We start from the raw sequence: 17327 nt of genomic DNA, 5'->3' as shown, positions 1-17327 counted from the left end.
CCGGTCCGGGGCCGCTGTTCTGAACGAGGAGCGACGCCGTGTCCCATCCCCTGTACGCGGAAGATCCCGAGCCTGCCGAACCCGTCCCGGCCGGGCTGCTGTACGTCCCCGTCCGGTCGGGCCCCGCGGGCTGCACGGCCCGCCTGTTCCGCACTCCGCTCGGCGGCCGTACCGCCGTCGGCTTCACCTCTCCCCAGCGGCTCGCCGCGGTCCTCGGCAGCGGCCAGCCGTGGGTCAGGCTCTCCGAGGCCGCGCTGCGGGCGCTGGCCGAGCCCGTCGGAGCGAGGGCGCTGACCGTGGATCCGGGCTTCGTCCCCGAGACGCCCCGGAGCCGCGGTCACCATCTGCGGGCCGTCTGAGGGAGGCGAGCACCATGAGTCATCCGACCCCCCTGAACCCGATGGGCGGCCGCACCCTGCCCCGGGCCGTCCGGGAAAACACCGCCCCCGCGGCCGGCGCCGTCACCGCCCCGCCGCGCACCGCCCTCCGGCCGCCCGCCGGCGACGGACCGGCGCGCGGCGACGGGCCGCTGTCCGGCGACGGACCGCTCTCCGGCGACGGGTCGCTGTCCGTCTGGCCCGGGTCGACGACACCCGCGGGCCATGACGACCTGGCCGTCGGCGGGGTGCCGCTCACCGAGGTGGCCGACCGGTTCGGCACCCCCTCCTACGTCCTGGACGAGGACGAGATACGCCACCGCTGCCGCGCCTACCTGCGGGCCTTCCCCGAGGCCGAGGTCTACTACGCGGCCAAGGCGTTCCTGTGCCGCGCCATGGTGCACTGGGTGCGGGAGGAGGGCCTCGGCCTGGACGTCTGCTCGGCCGGCGAACTGGAACTGGCCGTCACCGCCGGCTTCCCGCCCGAGCGGATGGTGCTGCACGGCAACGCCAAGAGCCCGGCGGATCTGCGGGCCGCGCTGCGGCTCGGCGTCGGCCGGATCGCCCTCGACAACACCTCGGAGATCGCCCGGCTGGCCGCCGCGGTCCCGGCGGGCACCCGGCAGAAGGTCCTGATCCGGGTCGTGCCGGGGATCGCCGCCGGCGGGCACGCCAAGATCCGGACCGGGACCGACGACCAGAAGTTCGGGCTGTCGATCGCCGACGGCTCCGCCCAGCACGCCATCGCCCGGGTGCTCAGCCAGCCACGCCTCGAACTGGTCGGGCTGCACTGCCACTTGGGCTCGCAGATCACCACCGTCAAGCCGTATCTGTCGGCCGTACGGCGGCTGATCGGCCTGCTGGCCCGGATCCGTGAGCAGCACGGCATCACGTTGCCCGAGCTGGACCTCGGCGGCGGCCACGGCGTCGCCTACCGCCCCGGTGAGCCGGCCCTCGACCTCGGCGCCCTCGCCGCGCGGGTCCGCGCGGAGCTGGCCCGCGGCTGCGCGGCGGCCGGGCTGCCGGTGCCCCGGCTCGCCGTCGAGCCCGGCCGCGCCGTGGTGGGCCCGGCCGGCGTCGTCCTCTACCGGGTGCTGTCGGTCAAGCGGACCGGCGCACACACCTTCGTCGCGGTGGACGGCGGGATGAGCGACAACCCGCGGCCCGCGCTGTACGGGGTGCGCTACGCCCCGCGGCTGGTCGGGCGGGACGCGGCGGCCGCGACGGAGCCGGTCACCGTCGTCGGGCGGCACTGCGAGGCGGGCGATGTGCTCGCCGCCGACGTCCCGCTGCCCGCCGATGTCCGCCCCGGCGATCTGCTGGCCGTGCCCGTCGCCGGCGCCTACCAGCTCTCGATGGCCTCCGGCTACAACCTCGTCGGCCGCCCGCCGGTGGTCGCCGTCACCGGTGGCCGCGCCCGCCTCCTGGTGCGCCGCGAATCCCTGGCGGACATGCAGGAGCGGGACATCGGACTGTGAGGCAGGGGGCGGGGGACGGGGCGGCGGGGTCACTGCCCGGCGTCCCGTCCCCCGCCCCCGTTCGCGCTCCCCGCCCCCGTTCGTGCTCCCCGCCTCCGTTCGTGCTCCCACCAGGCACTTTCCCCATCGCTTTCCTCGTCGCCTTTCTCGCCCCGGCCACTTGCATGTACGATGAATCAGTCAGTTGTAGGATGACAGGGCAACCGGCAGGCATCGACACGCATCGACTCGGACGGGACGGCCATGGCACTGCAGGCGGCGGGACGGCGCTCACTCGTGGACACCGTCGTCGATGCCCTGCGGGCCCAACTCGCCGCCGGGGAGTGGACGGTGGGGTCCCGCATCCCCACCGAGCACGCGCTCGCCGAACAGCTCGAAGTCGGCCGGAACACCGTCCGCGAGGCCGTGCGGGTGCTCGTCCATGCGGGGATGCTGCGCTCCCGGCAGGGCGAGGGCACCTTCGTGGTGTCCACCGCGGACCCCGGCGACATCATGCGCGGCGTCCAACGGGCCGGTATCCGCGACGTGTTGGAAGTGCGGATCGCGCTGGAGGCGGAGGCCGCCCGGCTGGCCGCGCTGCGCCACGAGCCCGCCGACCTGGCACGGATGCGGGCCGCGCTGGACGCGCAGACCGACCTCGCGGACGCGGAAGGCCAGCCGCACGCCGACCAGCTGGAGCTCTACGCCGACCACGACATCGCCTTCCACCGGGCCGTGGTCGAGGCCGCGCACAACACCGCGCTGACGGCCACGTACGGCTGGTTCAGCAGCTCGGTGCGGGAGGCGCTGGTCAGCGCGCTCGACGACCGGGCGATGCCGAGGATCCTGCACGGGGATCACCGCGCGGTCATGGACGCGATCGCGGCGGGCGACCCGGAGGCCGCGGAGCGGGCCACCCGCGCCCTGCTGGAGAAGCCGAAGCGGGCCGTGGAAGCCCTGCTGACCGACGACTGAGCCCCTGCCTCCGGGCCGGACGACGAGGCGCTCCCCCGCCTCTCGCACACCGGGCCGCGGTGCCCCGTGCCGCCGCGCGAGTGCGCCCGTCGCGGTGCGCCGCGGGTGGCGGCGCCCGGGCGGACTTCCGGCGCGGGAGCGGACATACCCACGAGCCGCGCGGCAGATCGCCGTTGACGGCCGGACGAGCGGAGGAACAGAGCATGCCGAGCACACCCGAGCGGGCGACCGCGGTGATCGACGCCGAGCAGGATCTGGTCGCGACACCGCCGGTCGCCACCGCCCGCCGCCGGCTGCGGGCCCACCCCGCCCTGCTGATGGCCGGGATCGTGCTCGCCGCGCTCAACATGCGCACCGCGCTGGCCGGTGTCTCCCCGCTGCTCGGGGAGATCGGCCGGCACTTCCGGCTGACGCCGACCGCCAGCAGCCTGGTGACGACCATTCCGCTGGTCTTCATGGGGCTCGGCTCGATCGCCGCGCCGAAGCTGGCGCGGCGCTGGGGCACGGAGGCGGTGCTGTGCGGGGCGCTGGTGGCGCTGTGCGGCGGCATCGTGCTGCGGATCGCCCCGCCGGTGGTCGCGCTGTTCGCCGGGTGTGCGGTGGTGGGGTCCTCCATAGCCCTGCTGAACGTGCTGATGCCGGGGCTGATCAAGCGGGACTTCCCGGACCGGGCCGCGGGAATGACGGCGCTGTACTCGACCGCGATGATCCTGGGCGCGACCGTCTCGGCCGCCACGGCGGTCCCGCTGGAGGACGCGCTCGGCAGCTGGCAGGGGTCGCTGGTCTCCTGGTCGCTGCTGGCCGCCGTCGCCGCGGTCGTCTGGATCCCGCAGGCCCTGCTCGTCCGGCGCGGCAGCCGGCACGGCGCGCCCGCGGCCACCCCGGCGCACCACGGCGCGGGCGGGCCGAAGCTGAGCCGGTCCCCGCTGGCCTGGCAGGTCACGCTCTTCATGGGCTCGCAGTCGCTGATCGCGTACGTGAGCATCGCCTGGATGCCGACGATCTTCACCGACCACGGCATGGCCAAGAGCGAGGCCGGGCTGGTCTTCGCGTTCAGCACGCTGCTGCAGATGGCCGGTTCGTTCGTGGTGCCGGTGCTCGCGGGGCGGATGCGGCGTCAGCGTCTGCTGGGTGTGGCGGTGTCCGCGCTGATGGCCTGCGGCGTCGCCGGTCTGCTGCTGGCGCCGGTGGCCGGCGCCTGGCTGTGGGCCGTGCTGCTCGGCGTGGGACAGGGCGGTGCGCTGGGGCTGGCCCTGACGATGATGGTGCTGCGCTCCGGTGACGCCCACACCGCCGCCCGGCTCTCCGGCATGGCCCAGACCGGCGGCTACCTCCTCGCCGCCGCCGGGCCCCTGGTCCTGGGCGCCGTCCACCAGGCCACCGGCGGCTGGAGCGTCCCGCTGGTCCTGCTGCTCGGAGTCTGCGCCGGCCTGGCACTGCTGGCCACGGGCGCGGGACGGGACCGCCGGATCGGTGAGCGGGTTAACGGCAGCTAGGGCCTGATCGGGACTACGGGCCTGGGGGCTGTTCCGGACGACGGGGTCTAGGACGGGCTCTGGGGCGTGTCCGCAGAGTCGCCGCGAGCCCCGCCCGGCGGGCGGGGCTCGCGGCTTCTGGTGCGCTGCACTCGCTGCATCCGCTGCGCTCGCTCCGTCTCGGCTCCCCTTCAGCCGGTGGGTGCCGAGCGCGCTCGCAAGGCGGGAGGTCGTCCTCGTAGTGGGTCTACGTGGACGAGCCCGACAACGCAGGTGGGGTCCCCCCCCCGCGCCGTTCAGGCGGGGGGATGCGTGCCAGGCGCCGCGAGCCAGGCGGGACTTCGCGGACACGGCCTAGCCCGTACGGGGAAGTAAGGGGCGCTGGTGGGGCGGGGTCCCGGAGATCTCCGGGAGCCCTTTTCGTGGTGGTCACCTGACGGTCGGGGCGGTGTCCTACGGTGCCCCCATGAGCGAGGTTCAGCACACCGTTCACCAGCCGGGACCGTGGTCCTCCCGTCGTGGCCGCCGTGGCCGGCTCCTTCTCGCGGCCGTCCTGGTCGTCCTGCTCGTCCTGGGCGGCCTGCTGCTGGCCCGGTGGCTGCGCGGGCGGCAGGCCGTGGGCACCCTGACGGTCCCGGAGGGGCAGCGGGCCGGACAGATCTACGCCGCCGCGGACAAGGCCCTGAAGGTGCCCGCGGGTTCCACGGCGAGGGCCGCGCGGAGCGCGCACCTCACACTGCCGGACGACGCCCACGGCAACCCCGAGGGCTACCTCTTTCCGGCGACGTATCCGCTCCGCTCGGACACCACCCCGGCCTCGCTGCTCTCCTACATGGTCAGGACCGCCCGGGGGCACCTCGCCGACCGCGGCGTCTCCTCCTACCGGACGGTGGTCATCGCCAGCATCGTGCAGGCCGAGGCGGACCGGCCGGCCGACATGGGCAAGGTCGCCCGGGTCATCACCAACCGGCTCGACCACCACATGCCGCTGCAGATGGATTCGACGCTCAACTACGCGCTGGGCCGCAGCACGCTGCGCACCAGCCACGCCGACACCAGGATCGACAGCCCCTACAACACCTACCGCAACCAGGGCCTGCCGCCGACGCCGATCGACAGCCCCGGGGCGGACGCGCTGCGGGCGGCCGGGGCACCGCCCGCCGGTGACTGGCTCTACTTCGTCACGGTCACACCGGGCGACACCCGCTTCACGGCCGACTACCAGCGGCATCTGAGCAACGTGCGGGAGTTCAACCGCCGCCAGCGGGACGAGCCGAGCGGAGACGCGATGAGTGGTGGCTCGGTGAGCGGTGGCGGGGCGAGTGGGGGCGCGGCGAGTGGGGGCGCGGCGAGTGGGGGCGGGGGCTCGGCGAGCGGTGGCGGAGCCTGAAGCGGGGCCGTGACGGCACGACGCCGACGGGCCCGCGGGGCGGCAGGGACGAGGTCCGTCCTGCCGCCCCGCGGGCCCGGTCGTCCAAAGGGGGTTACTCCTCGCCCGTCAGGGTGAGCGACTTCAGACGGCGGCCGGCGTACCAGGTGGCGACGACCGTGAGGCCGACCAACAGGCAGATGGCGGTGGGCAGTCCGACGTCCGAGGTGATCGCACCCTCCGCGGCCACCCGCTGCCCGACGGCCAGCGCCCACTGCTGGACGCTGAGGGTCTTCGCGCCCGGGATGAGCGTCCCCATGAGCGCTTCCCAGACCAGGGCGTAGACCAGGCCGAACACCACGGCGTGCCGGGTGAGCGTGCCGAAGAGGAGGAAGAGGGCGCTGTAGGCGACCGAGGCGATCGCCGCCGCCACCGCGTACCCCACGGCCATCTGCTGGCTGTTGCCGTTGAGGAGGTAGCCGGCGAGCAGGACCGGCAGGGACGAGAAGACGACCGTGACACCGATCGCGACAAGGAGCTTGGTGAAGATGATCGTCGGCCGGGTCACCGGCTTGGCCAGGAGGTAGACCACCGAGCCGTCGTCGATCTCCGGGCCGATCGCGCCCGTACCGGCGATGACGCCGATCAGTGGCACCATCGTGCCCAGCGCGAAGCCGCCCAGGATGCCGCCGGCGGTGGAGTCGTCCGCGTTGGCCAGCGCGCGCACGGCGATGGCGAGCACCACCAGCAACGTGGGCAGCGCGAAGAGGATCAGGGCCCGCCGCCGGCCGAGCAGGGCGCGGTAGGTGAGCCGGGCGACGGTCGGGTGGAACAGTGCGGCCTTGGGCGCGCGCGGGGGCGCGGGCGGGGCCGCCGGGGTGGTCGTGGACATGCGTCAGGGCTCCTTTCAGGCCTCGGTCAGGCCGCTACGAGGTAGGAGAAGACGGATTCCAGCGACTCGTCGGAGGGCGAGACCGTCAGCAGGCGGATGCCGTGCTCGCGGGCGACCCGCGGCAGGAGTTCGGTGAAGCGGCCGAAGTCGACCGCCTGGACGCGCAGGGCACCTTCGGCGAGGTCCACCTCGATCCCGGCCGTCGAGGGGTCGGCGATCAGGGCACCGGCCAGCGCCCGGTCGTTGTCGGACCGGATGAGGTAGCGGTGCGGGCGGTCCGTCATCAGGCGGCGGATCTTGCGGAAGTCGCCGGACGCGGCGTGCCGTCCGGCCACCACCACCTCGATGTGGGAGGCGAGTTGCTCGACCTCTTCGAGGATGTGCGAGGAGAACAGGACCGTCCGGCCCTGGTCGCCCATCTGCCGCAGCAGCTCCATCAGCTGCATCCGCTGGCGCGGGTCCATCCCGTTGAACGGCTCGTCGAGCAGCAGCACGGACGGGTCGTGGACCAGCGCGGACGCCATCTTCACGCGCTGGCGCATGCCCTTGCTGTACGTCGAGATCTTGCGGTCCTGGGCGTACTCCATCTCGACGGTGGCCAGCGCCCGGGCCGCCTCCGCCCGGCCCAGGCCGTGCAACTCGGCGTTGGCGACGACGAATTCGCGCCCGGTGAGGAAGTCGTACATCGCCTCGCGCTCGGGGACGATGCCGATGTGGCGGTAGATACCGGCGTTGCGCCAGATCGTCGCGCCGTCGAGGGTGACGGTGCCGTTGGAGGGGGCGAGGAAGCCACCCATCATGTTGATGAGGGTCGACTTGCCGGCGCCGTTGGGGCCGAGCAGGCCGGTCACGCCGGGCCCGATGGACATCGTGATGTCGTTGACGGCGACGACGTTGCCGAACCAGCGCGAGACATGGTCGATGGAGAGGTGCGTCATGGGCGCGGCCCGTTCCTTCGGAGGGTCGTGGTGGGGCCGGGGGCGCCGCCCGGCAGCGGCCGGCGGCGGGCGGGCGTCACAGCCCGGCCTTCCGGTAGCGGCGCAGCAGCAGGGCGTAGCAGCCGGCGATGACCGAGAGCGTGACGAGGAGGTAGACGAATCCGGCGCCGGTCGAGGGAGCGATGCTGTCGGGGAAGGAGCTGGTGCCCCCGAGGAACGTCGACTGCACTCCGTCGATCAGGGTGATCGGGGAGAACAGCCCCAGCCAGCCGGCGGCGGCGTCGTTGCCCTGGACGTGGGCGATCCCCTGGAGCGCGCTCACCGCGCCGTACGGAATGGTCAGGACGGCGATCACGGCGGCGACGCCGAAGCCGCGCCGCGGGGTGGCCGCGGAGACGACCAGGCCGATCCCGGCGAACAGCAGGGAGAGCAGCACCACGGAGACCAGTCCCTGGGCCAGCCCCTTCGTCTGGTCGAGGAAGTCCATCTTCGCCAGCAGCGCTCCGGCGTAGAGCACCAGCAGGGGGGCGGTGGTGAGGGCGAACAGGGCGGCGGCCATGGCCGCGAACTTCGATGCCACGTAGTCGCCCCGCTCGATGGGGCGGGAGAAATACAGCGGTATCGACCGGAAGCGCAGGTCGCGGGAGACCGACTGCGGGGCCTGCGACGCCAGATAGAGGCCGATGACGGCCTGGAGGTAGATGGCGTAGCCGGAGTAGCCGACCGGGAGCTTGCCGGCCTTGGTGAACACCGCCACCGCGACCATGATCGCGGCGGGCAGGCACATCACGGCGAAGAGCAGCATCGGCAGCACCTTGCTCTTGGCCGAGCGGCCCAGACCGTAGGCGCCGCGCAGGCTCTGCGAGAAGAGCGACCGGCGGGCGTAGGCGCGGCCCAGGCGGGGGCCGTCGTAGTGGCGGTAGCCGATGTTGTGGATGTGCGCGCCGCCGGGCGCACCGGCCACGGCCGTCGCGGACGGGGCCGCCGCGGTCTGGGGCGTCGTGGGCTCAGGCGACATCGTGGGCGCCTCCGTCCTGGGTGGCGTGCGGGGAGCGCGGGGCGCCCGCGGGGGCGGGGATGGCCTGCGCCGCGGCGTCCGCGTCACGGAAGACCTCGGCGATCTGGTGGCGGCGCTGTTCCATCCGGACCAGGCCCAGCCCGAGCCCGGCGACGGTGTCCCGCACCAGGTCGTAGGTCTCCTCGCCGGCCGCCTCGACATACAGGAGGTGGCCGGAGGAGGCGAGGCTCTCGGAGCCGCCCGCGGCGGTGGTCACCGCGACGCCGGCGGCGGCCAGGGCCGTGCGCAGCGCTCCGGTGCCGTCCGGATGGGCGTCGGTGTCCGTCACCTCGACCGCCAGCGAGGCCGTGACCTGCGTGAACTCATCGGTCGAGGAGGAGCGCAGCAGCTTGCCGCCGTCGATGACGACGACATGATCACAGGTGCGCTCCAGCTCGCCGAGGAGGTGGGAGGTCACCAGGACGGAGATCCCGAAGTCACGGTGGACGCGCTGGATCAGCCCCAGCATCTCGTCCCGCCCGGACGGGTCGAGGCCGTTGGTGGGCTCGTCGAGGAAGACCAGCTGGGGGTCGTGGACCAGGGCCTGGGCCAGCTTCACCCGCTGCTTCATACCCGTCGAGTAGCCGCCGATGGGGCGGTAGCGCTCCTCGTAGAGGCCGACGTGGCGCAGGGTGTCCGCGGTGCGCTCGCGGGCGGCGGTCGGCGGCAGCCCGGACATCCGGGCCATGTGCACGACGAATTCGGTGGCCGAGACGTCCGGCGGCAGGCAGTCGTGCTCGGGCATGTAGCCGACCCGTTCACGGATGGTGCTGCCGTCCTTGGTCACGTCCAGGCCGAGGACATGCGCACTCCCCTCGGTGGCCGGAGCCAGTCCCAGAAGGATTTTGATCAGGGTGGACTTGCCGGCGCCGTTGGCACCCACCAGGCCCGTTACGCCGGGGGCGATGTCAACGGAGAGCCGGTCCAAGGCGGTCACCCGCGGGAACCGCTTGCTCAGGCTTTCGGTCACGATCACAGTCACGACGTAGACGCTAGTGGCGCCCGCCACACCGGTCGTCACCCCAGACGATGGGATCTCCCTCCCCCTGCGGTAGTACATGCCCGTAGGGGTCTCCTCCCGGGAGCTCCCCCGGCGTCAGGGCCCGCGGTGCCCGCGCCTGACCGCTCTTGACGCCGCCGTCGGTCATTGTCACATTTACCGGTGTCAAGTTACGAGCACGTACCGCGATGAACTGCTCAGGGACGGGACGGTTGGCGATGGCCCCGGTGACCACAGCGACCTCACGGGAAGCAGCGGAACTCAAGTCCGAACTGAGGGGGTTCAGAGAGGTCCAGCGGCTCGCCTATGCCTGCGCGGAGGCGGTGGCCGCACAGCTCAGGCCCGGGGTCACCGAGCGTACGGCGGCGCGGATGCAGCGCGACTGGCTGCGCGAGCGCGGGGTACGGGACTGGTTCCACCTGCCGTTCGCGTGGTTCGGCGACCGCACCGCCTTTGTCAACTTCCGGGTGCCGCTCCAGTTCTTCCCCACCCACCGCGCGCTGGAGCCGGGGATGCCCTTCATCCTCGACATGGCGCCGGTCCACCAGGGGTTCACCGCCGACATCGGCTACTCGGGCTGTCTGGGCCTCAACCCCGTGCACGACCGGCTCCTCGCCGACCTCGAAGCACACCGGGACCTGATCCTGCGCGAGGTGCGCGAGCGGCGGTCGCTGCGGGAGATCTACGAGGACGTCGACCGGCTGATGGTGCGGCAGGGCTACGCCAACCGCCACCGCGCCTACCCGTTCGGCGTGATCGCGCACAAGATCGACCGGGTCGGGGCGCGCCGCTGGTCCCCCACCCTCTTCGGGTTCGGCGTCCGCTCCCTGCGGGGTCTCGCCTCCGATGCGCTGCGCGGCCACCGGGACGGCTGGTCCCCGCTGTGGAGCCCGTATCGCTTCTCCGACCACCCGCCGACACCGGGGCTGTGGGCGGTCGAACCCCACCTGGGATTCCGCGGAACCGGCGCGAAGTTCGAGGAGATCCTGGTCGTGACGGACTCGGCGGACCCGCGGGAAAGCGCCTTTTGGCTGGACGACGATCTGCCGCATGTGCGGCGCCGGCAGGAGGAGAGGGCCGCGTGAACACGGGACGTGGAGGGGGACAGGGGCGTGGAGAGGGTCCGGGACAAGGCCATGGAGACGGGCAGGGGCGGGGCGACAGGGTGGGCGACGGGCACGGGCAGGAGCGTGGGGATGGGCACGGGGAAGGGCGTGGAGAGGGGCGAGGGCCGGGGCGGGGAGAGGGAAGGGGCCGGAAGAGGGGGTCGGGGATGAGCCGGGGGCAGCGGAGCGGCGCAACGGGCGGCGAGGCCGTGGCCGGTGCGGGGATCGCGGGGGCGCGGGAGCGCCGGGTGCGGACCGGCGGGATCGAGCTGTGCGTCGCGGAGCTGGGCGATCCGGAGCAGCCGACGGTGCTGCTGGTGCACGGCTATCCCGACAGCAAGGAGGTGTGGTCCGAGGTCGCCCGCGGGCTGGCCGACCGCTTCCATGTGGTGCTCTACGACGTCCGGGGCTGCGGCCGGTCCACCGCCCCGCGGCCGCTGCGGGGCGGCTTCACCCTGGAAAAGCTGACGGATGACTTCCTGGCCGTCGCCGACGCCGTCAGCCCGGATCGCCCGGTCCATCTCGTCGGCCACGACTGGGGCTCGGTACAGGGCTGGGAGTTCGCCACGGTGCGGCGCACGGAGGGCCGGATCGCCTCCTTCACCTCCATGTCGGGCCCGTCCCTGGACCACTTCGGCCACTGGATCAAGAAGCGGATGACGCGCCCCACCCCCCGGCGCGCCGCCCAACTGCTGCAGCAGAGCGCCAAGTCCTGGTACGTCGGCGTGCTGCACACCCCCGTGCTGCCCGAGCTGGCGTGGAAGGGCCCGCTCGGCAAGCACTGGCCGCGGGTCCTGGAGCGGCTGGAGAAGATGCCGGCCGGCGACTACCCCACCGCCTCGCTGCCGAGGGACGCGGCGCACGGCGCCTGGCTCTACCGCGACAATGTGCTCCCCCGGCTCCGCCGCCCGCGCGGCGACGCCTATGCGCACTGCCCGGTCCAGCTGATCACCCCCACCGGCGACGCCTTCCTCTCCGAGCGGCTCTACGACGACCTGGAGGAGTGGGCTCCCCAGCTGGTGCGCCGCACCCTCGCGGCCAAGCACTGGGTGCCGCGTACCCGCCCGGACCAACTGGTGTCCTGGATCGGCGCGTTCGTCACCGCCAAGGAGGAGGGCGATCCGGCGCGGCGGGTCGTGGCGTCCGGGCCGCATGCCGACCGGTTCGGCGGGCAGCTGGTACTGGTGACCGGCGCGGCCAGCGGCATCGGCCGGGCGACGGCGTTCGCCTTCGCGGAGGCCGGTGCGCGGATCATCGCCGTCGACCGGGACGCCGAGGGCGCGGCACGGACCGCGGACATGTCCCGGCTGATCGGCGCACCCCAGGCCTGGGCGGAGGTCGTCGACATCGCGGACGGGACGGCGATGGAGAAGCTCGCCGACCGGGTCGACGCGGACTACGGCACGGTCGACGTGCTGGTGAACAACGCCGGTATCGGGCTGGCCGGCCCCTTCCTCCGGACCACCACCGAGGACTGGAAGAAGGTCCTGGACGTGAACCTCTGGGGAGTCATCCATGGCTGCCGGGTCTTCGGCAGGCGGATGGCGGACCGCGGGCAGGGCGGTCACATCGTCAACACCGCCTCGGCCGCCGCCTTCCTCCCGTCGAAGATGCTGCCCGCCTACAGCACGTCGAAGGCGGCGGTCCTGATGCTCAGCGAGTGTCTGCGCGCCGAGCTGGCGGGGCAGGGCATCGGCGTCACGGCCATGTGCCCGGGGCTGGTCGACACCGCCATCGCCAACACCGCCGGCTCCACCGGGGCCCCGGCCGACGAGGAGAAGCGGCGCCAGGAAGAGACCGGGCGGAAGGACCCGCGGCGCAACTACCCGCCGGAGAAGGTCGCCGACGCCATCCTGCGCGCGGTCGTCCGCAACCAGGCGGTGGTGCCGGTCACCCCCGAAGCACGCGGCGCCCGCCTGCTGTCCCGCTTCGCCCCGCGCCTGCTGCGCACCTTCGCCCGCTTCGAGCGGCGGGTGTAGGGCCGGGGCTGTACCGGGGCGACCCGGGTATCAGGTATCGGGTGCCGGTGCAGGCGGGTGCCCACCACACGGCGAGTGCTCGCCGCCGGCCACACGCGAGGCCCGGCCACGTGCGCAGTGCCGCAGACCCTGCGCGGCCCGAGTACGGCCCCACCGACTACGGAACTGGCCGGGCCGGCCGGAGCAGCAGTCGGCCTCGGCCTGAGCAGCTGCCGACCGGAGCAGCGGCCGACCGGCACCGGACCAGATGCCCCCGCCGGCGGACAGGAGAACCAACCACCCCAGGAGCACGCAGCATGACCACCCCGGACCTCCCGTCGCACGTCCAGTCGCACGTCCAGGAGCCCCACCCCATCGCGCCGCGGCGGGTCTCGTTCGACTGGCGGGCCACACCGCTGGTGTGGATACCGGACGAGCCCACCGCCACCCACGTCATCAATGTGCTGCACCTGCTGCTACCGGCGGGCGAACGGTGGTTCGTCAAGGTCTTCAAGGAAGCCCTGCCGCTGGTCCGGGACGACCAACTCCGCGCGGACGTCAAGGGCTTCATGGGTCAGGAGGCCACCCACAGCGTCCAGCACTCCACCGTGCTCGACCACTTGGCCCACCAAGGCCTGGACACCGCCCCCTACACCCGGCACGTCGATTCCCTCTTCGCCCGCCTCCTGGGTGAGAAGCCACCCTTCGGCCTCCCGCTCACCGACCGGGAGTGGCTGCGCTTCCGGCTCTCCGTGATCGCCGCCATCGAGCAGTTCACGGCGGTGCTCGGCGACTGGGTGCTGAGCGCCGAGGGCCTCGACCGCGCCGGGCCCGACCCGGTCATGCTCGATCTGCTGCGCTGGCACGGCGCGGAGGAGGTCGAGCACCGCGCGGTCGCCTTCGACATGTACCAGCACACCGGTGGCGAGGATCCCGCCCGCTATCTCCGCCGCGTCCTGGGGATGGCCATGACCGCCCCTGTGCTGCTCTACCTCTGGGGCTGGGGCGCCGCCTACCTCCTGCGGCACGACCCGCAACTGGCCGCCCCCTCCCGCTACTCGCTGCGCGCGCACCGCCGTGCCGTCCGCAAGGGGCTGCTGCCCACCTGGGGTGAGCTGGGAGCGGCGATACCGCGGTATCTGCGGCGGTCGTACCATCCCTCGCAGGAAGGGTCGCTGCGCACGGCCGTCGCCTATCTGGCCTCCTCCCCGGCGGCACGCGCCGCGGCGAGTGCGGTGGGCCGAGCGGCTCTCCCGTGACGCGCGGCCATGGTGTGAGGAGCAACCGCATGACCGAGCAGCCGCAGCCCGCCGAATACCGCATCGAGGACCTGGCACACCTCAGCGGTGCCACCGTCCGCACGATCCGTGCGTACCAGGACCGCGGGCTGCTCCCCCGCCCCGAACGCCGCGGCCGGGCCAATGTCTACGGCGACGCCCACCTGGCGCGGCTGCGCCAGATCGCCGGTCTCCTCGACCGCGGCTACACCCTGGCCAGCATCAAGGAACTCCTCCAGGCCTGGGACGCGGGCCTCGACCTCGGCGGGGTCCTGGGCCTGGTCACCGAGATCGACGGGCCGTGGACCGACGAGGAGCCCGCCCGCCTCTCCCGCGCCGAACTGAGTGCCGCCTTCGGAGGCGCCTCGGACGAGACGGCGATCGCTGAGGCCGTCGAACTGGGCGTCCTGGAGCGGGTCCCCGGCCGGGACGACGCCTTCCTCGTACCCAGCCCGCAGGAACTCGCCGTCGCCGCCGATCTGCATGCGGCAGGTGTCCCGCTCCTGGCGATCTCGCGCCATCTGCGGGAAGTGCGCGGCCAGATCGAGCAGATCGCCGCACGGTTCCTGGACTTCACCACCGAGCACATCTTCCAGCCGTACCTGGACCACCCGCCGACCGGGGCCGAGGCGGCGGAGGCCGCCACTCTGGTGCGCCGGCTGCGCCCCCTGGCCCAGCAGACCGTCGACGCCGAACTCGCCCGCGCCATGCGCACCCTGGCCACCCAGTACCTGCGCCACCACCTCAGCGATGCCCGCCCCACGAAGGCACCCGGTCCGCACGGGACGGTAGCGGGAACGCCCCGAGGAGAGGCAAGGGCGGCAGCCGGGCCGGCGGTCGGGCCGGCCGCTGGACCAGCAGAAGGGGCGGCCGGCGGCCCCGTGGGTGTCCCCAGGCCACGTACCCCCGCCGCGCTTCCGGGAGCCGTGCAGCCGGTCTCGGCACCCCGTCCCGCCACCGACCCGACGGCAGCGTTCGAGACGGTGACGCTCCCCGCCAACACCGTGCGGGCTGTACGGGCGCTGGTGGGCCCGGAGCACACGGCGGCCTTCCTCGCCGCCGCCGCAGAGCGGGAGGTGCACGCCCGCACGATGGACGCCCTGGCGGCAGGTGGAAGCGGCCCCGCACCGGCGGGCACACCGGCCCGGACCACCGCCCACCAGGACGACAGCCCGGCCCCCGAGGAGAGCGACCGGGGCCGCCCGGCCGGGCCCTGACCCTGCGCTCGTCAGCCCCCGGCCACCGGCCAGTCCCACTCGGAGCCCGCAGCCCACGCCCGAGCCACAGGCTCCAGGCCACCGGCCCCGGCCGGGCTCAGGCCCCGCCCCACCCCTCGCATCCCTCTTGAGTTGTCAAGGTTCAGCCGAGCGCGGCCCCTACCGCGCCCTTCCGTGCCGTCAGCATCAACTAGCCGGATCCGGAAGCCAGTTGCCATGGAATCCGTAGGGCACCCGCTGGGGGAGATGGACCGTGGCGACCGGGTCGGCGGATATGTCCTCCGTGTCGAGTACGACGAGATCGCTGGCATCGGTGGAGGCGTCGTAGACATAGGTCAGCAGCCAGCCGGGCCCTCCCGGACGGTCGTCGGCCGGGGCGAAGACCGCCTCGCCCGGGGTGCGCCCGGGACCGAAGTCGTGCCGGACGACCCCGCCCTTCTCCAGGTCGTAGCGGAGCAGGGCGCCGGGTATCGGACCGGTGCCCGGCAGCTCGGCGGTGGTGGCATGTCCGAAGCGGGCCGGTTGGCCGGCGAGCCGGTCGTCCACCCTGGGGAACTCGCAGAAGCAGTCGTCGAGTTGCTCCTCGGCGACGGTGCCGGTGTCGAGATCGATCGTCCAGCGCCACAGGTGCGCCGGGGTCCCGTCGCCGAAGTCCGCATAGCGGGCCACATGGAGCACAATGCGCCGGTCGCCCTCGTCGTGGGCGTTCAGGGCGTGGAAGACGTAACAGGGGTCGATGGACAGCCAGCGGACCGCGCCCCGGGGATCGTCGCGGCGCAGCACGCCGAGCCGGGCGCCGTACTCCGGGTCCCAGCGGTACGGCATGCCGGGGCGGCTGTGGTCGAAGACCACCGGGAGGTCCATGAAGACGACATGGCGCGCGGTGAGGTGGAAGTCGTGCATCATCGTCGGCCCCGGGACATCGATGGGCCGGCTGAGCACCAACTCCCCCGAAGCGTCGGCACGGTGGTACGTGAGATAGGGCGGGGTGGGGCCGCCGTAGCCGAAGAAGTGCAGCTCACCGGTGACCGGGCAGGTCTTGGGGTGGGCGGTCATGGCGGTGGTGAGCCGGCCCCCGAAGTCATGGACGCCGATGGTCTCCAGCTCATGGCCGGGGCGGCAGTCGATCTCGTACGGGAACGACGACTCGACCAGGGCGAGGGTGCGTCCGGCATGGCGGACGACATGGGTGTTGGCCACGCCCGCCGCCAGATTCCGGCGGCCCTGCGCGTCCACCGGCCGCGCGCCCTCGGTGAGGGTGGCGGTACGCACCCAGCGGTTGCGGTAGGAGACGGCCCGGCCGCCCTCCAGGCGCAGGCCGTGGACCATGCCGTCGCCGAAGAACCAGTGCGGGGTGGCGGCGTCGCGCGGGTTGGGTCCGTTGCGCAGGAACCAGCCGGTGAGTTCGGGCGGGATCGTGCCCGTGACCGGGAGGTCGTAGGCGGTCAGTTCGTCCGTCACCGGGGCGAAGTTGCCCGCCATGTGCGGGGCCGGGGCGTCGGATGCGGATGCGGTGGTCGGGGATGTGGTGGTCATGAGGTCAGGCCTCCCTGGATGTCGGTCCGCGTACCGGACTCCCGCTGGAAGCGGGCTCGGGCCCGCTCCGGATAGGCGGCGGTGAAGCGGACGGGAAGGATGAATCCGGCGAGCTGGATGGCGATCGAGACGGCCACGCTCCACCCGAGGGCGGTGACTGCGGCCTGGGCGAGCGCGGTGAGCGTGAAGGACGACGCCCAGGCGGCGGTGAGCACGACGTTGATGCGGCGGAACAGCGGACTGTCCCAGACCTCCGGCGGGGCCATCCGTCGCGCGAACCCCAGCGTGAAGGGCCGCCGCACGGCGATCGACACCCAGGCGATCAGCGCAAGCCAGCCCATCGAGAGGGCACTGCCGTAGCTCTTCAGCGCGCTGTCCGGCTGGGCGAAGGCCAGTGTCCCGAGGGCCGCGAAGAACGCGATCGTGCCGTACTCCAGCAGGCGGTGTTCGAGCGAGAGGCCGGCCGCGCGATCGGCGAGGAGCAGCACCACGGCCGTCGCCAGAGCGGCGAGCGCACCCCACTGCCAACCGGCCGAGGACACCCCCGCGAAGACCAGCCAGGGAATGAAGCCCCGCAGATAGTTCATGGTTCCCCCTCGTCGCCCGCACCCGCCGGCGCTCCGCGCGCCGGCCGGTCGCCGCCCTGCGCGGCACATTCCACTCTCGACATGTCGAACATAGAAGCTCCACCTT

Annotated in this window: 15 protein-coding genes; 9 read left to right on the top strand and 6 right to left on the bottom strand. The window is 73.2% G+C overall.

Translation table 11 applies throughout. The annotated features are described in order from the left end of the window. Positions 1 to 38: 38 nt before the first annotated feature. The 5 genes from IEY78_RS07620 (at position 39) to mltG (ending at position 5674) form a co-directional block, all read left to right on the top strand. Complete coding sequence (locus IEY78_RS07620) at positions 39 to 359, top strand: SAV_915 family protein (RefSeq protein ID WP_189096802.1); 321 nt, start codon at positions 39 to 41, stop codon at positions 357 to 359. 14 nt (positions 360 to 373) lie between these two features. Then, positions 374 to 1855, top strand: a complete 1482-nt coding sequence (lysA, locus tag IEY78_RS07615; protein ID WP_229699761.1) for a diaminopimelate decarboxylase — start codon at positions 374 to 376, stop codon at positions 1853 to 1855. Between the two features lie 243 nt (positions 1856 to 2098). Continuing rightward, positions 2099 to 2809: a FadR/GntR family transcriptional regulator gene (locus IEY78_RS07610; protein WP_189096801.1), complete on the top strand. Its 711-nt coding sequence runs from the start codon at positions 2099 to 2101 to the stop codon at positions 2807 to 2809. Between the two features lie 203 nt (positions 2810 to 3012). Then, a complete protein-coding gene (locus tag IEY78_RS07605) occupies positions 3013 to 4305 on the top strand; it encodes a CynX/NimT family MFS transporter (RefSeq protein WP_189096800.1) in 1293 nt (430 codons plus the stop codon). Between the two features lie 445 nt (positions 4306 to 4750). Then, positions 4751 to 5674, top strand: coding sequence for an endolytic transglycosylase MltG (gene mltG / locus IEY78_RS07600; protein WP_189096799.1), 924 nt, complete (start codon positions 4751 to 4753; stop codon positions 5672 to 5674). A gap of 94 nt (positions 5675 to 5768) precedes the next feature. Here the strand turns inward: mltG and IEY78_RS07595 are convergent, their stop codons facing one another. The 4 genes from IEY78_RS07595 to IEY78_RS07580 form a co-directional block, all read right to left on the bottom strand. Beyond that, complete coding sequence (locus IEY78_RS07595; RefSeq protein WP_189096887.1) at positions 5769 to 6488, bottom strand: ABC transporter permease subunit; 720 nt, start codon at positions 6486 to 6488, stop codon at positions 5769 to 5771. 83 nt (positions 6489 to 6571) lie between these two features. After that, positions 6572 to 7483: an ABC transporter ATP-binding protein gene (locus IEY78_RS07590; RefSeq protein WP_189096798.1), complete on the bottom strand. Its 912-nt coding sequence runs from the start codon at positions 7481 to 7483 to the stop codon at positions 6572 to 6574. 76 nt (positions 7484 to 7559) lie between these two features. After that, on the bottom strand, positions 7560 to 8501 hold the full coding sequence (locus IEY78_RS07585; RefSeq protein WP_229699760.1) for an ABC transporter permease subunit: 942 nt from the start codon (positions 8499 to 8501) through the stop codon (positions 7560 to 7562). Continuing rightward, positions 8491 to 9549, bottom strand: coding sequence for an ABC transporter ATP-binding protein (locus IEY78_RS07580; protein WP_189096797.1), 1059 nt, complete (start codon positions 9547 to 9549; stop codon positions 8491 to 8493). Before IEY78_RS07580 ends, IEY78_RS07585 begins: the two co-directional genes overlap by 11 nt. 209 nt (positions 9550 to 9758) lie before the next feature. On the opposite strand from IEY78_RS07580, the gene IEY78_RS07575 reads away from it, so the two are divergent. The 4 genes from IEY78_RS07575 to IEY78_RS07560 all read left to right on the top strand — a co-directional run bounded on the left by IEY78_RS07575 (position 9759) and on the right by IEY78_RS07560 (position 15098). Beyond that, the gene (locus tag IEY78_RS07575) at positions 9759 to 10625 is read left to right on the top strand and encodes a M24 family metallopeptidase (protein WP_189096885.1); all 867 of its coding nucleotides are present in this window, start codon (positions 9759 to 9761) and stop codon (positions 10623 to 10625) included. A gap of 188 nt (positions 10626 to 10813) precedes the next feature. Beyond that, positions 10814 to 12625, top strand: a complete 1812-nt coding sequence (locus tag IEY78_RS07570; RefSeq protein WP_229699758.1) for an SDR family oxidoreductase — start codon at positions 10814 to 10816, stop codon at positions 12623 to 12625. A gap of 296 nt (positions 12626 to 12921) precedes the next feature. Beyond that, positions 12922 to 13863, top strand: coding sequence for a metal-dependent hydrolase (locus tag IEY78_RS07565; RefSeq protein ID WP_189096796.1), 942 nt, complete (start codon positions 12922 to 12924; stop codon positions 13861 to 13863). A 29-nt stretch (positions 13864 to 13892) separates the two neighbouring features. Beyond that, positions 13893 to 15098, top strand: coding sequence for a MerR family transcriptional regulator (locus tag IEY78_RS07560; protein ID WP_189096795.1), 1206 nt, complete (start codon positions 13893 to 13895; stop codon positions 15096 to 15098). A 186-nt stretch (positions 15099 to 15284) separates the two neighbouring features. On the opposite strand, the gene IEY78_RS07555 is transcribed toward IEY78_RS07560, so the two are convergent. Both IEY78_RS07555 and IEY78_RS07550 read right to left on the bottom strand, forming a co-directional pair. Then, positions 15285 to 16634 (bottom strand): carotenoid oxygenase family protein, encoded by a 1350-nt coding sequence (locus tag IEY78_RS07555; protein WP_189096794.1) that lies wholly within the window; start codon positions 16632 to 16634, stop codon positions 15285 to 15287. Continuing rightward, the gene (locus IEY78_RS07550) at positions 16631 to 17221 is read right to left on the bottom strand and encodes a DUF3159 domain-containing protein (protein ID WP_189096793.1); all 591 of its coding nucleotides are present in this window, start codon (positions 17219 to 17221) and stop codon (positions 16631 to 16633) included. Before IEY78_RS07550 ends, IEY78_RS07555 begins: the two co-directional genes overlap by 4 nt. Between the last annotated feature and the right edge of the window lie 106 nt (positions 17222 to 17327).

Source organism: Streptomyces kronopolitis, from assembly GCF_014646275.1.
In the GTDB taxonomy this organism is placed as follows: domain Bacteria; phylum Actinomycetota; class Actinomycetes; order Streptomycetales; family Streptomycetaceae; genus Streptomyces; species Streptomyces kronopolitis.
The sequence above is the reverse complement of the archived record's forward strand: the minus strand, read 5'-3'. Positions and strand labels throughout refer to the sequence as shown.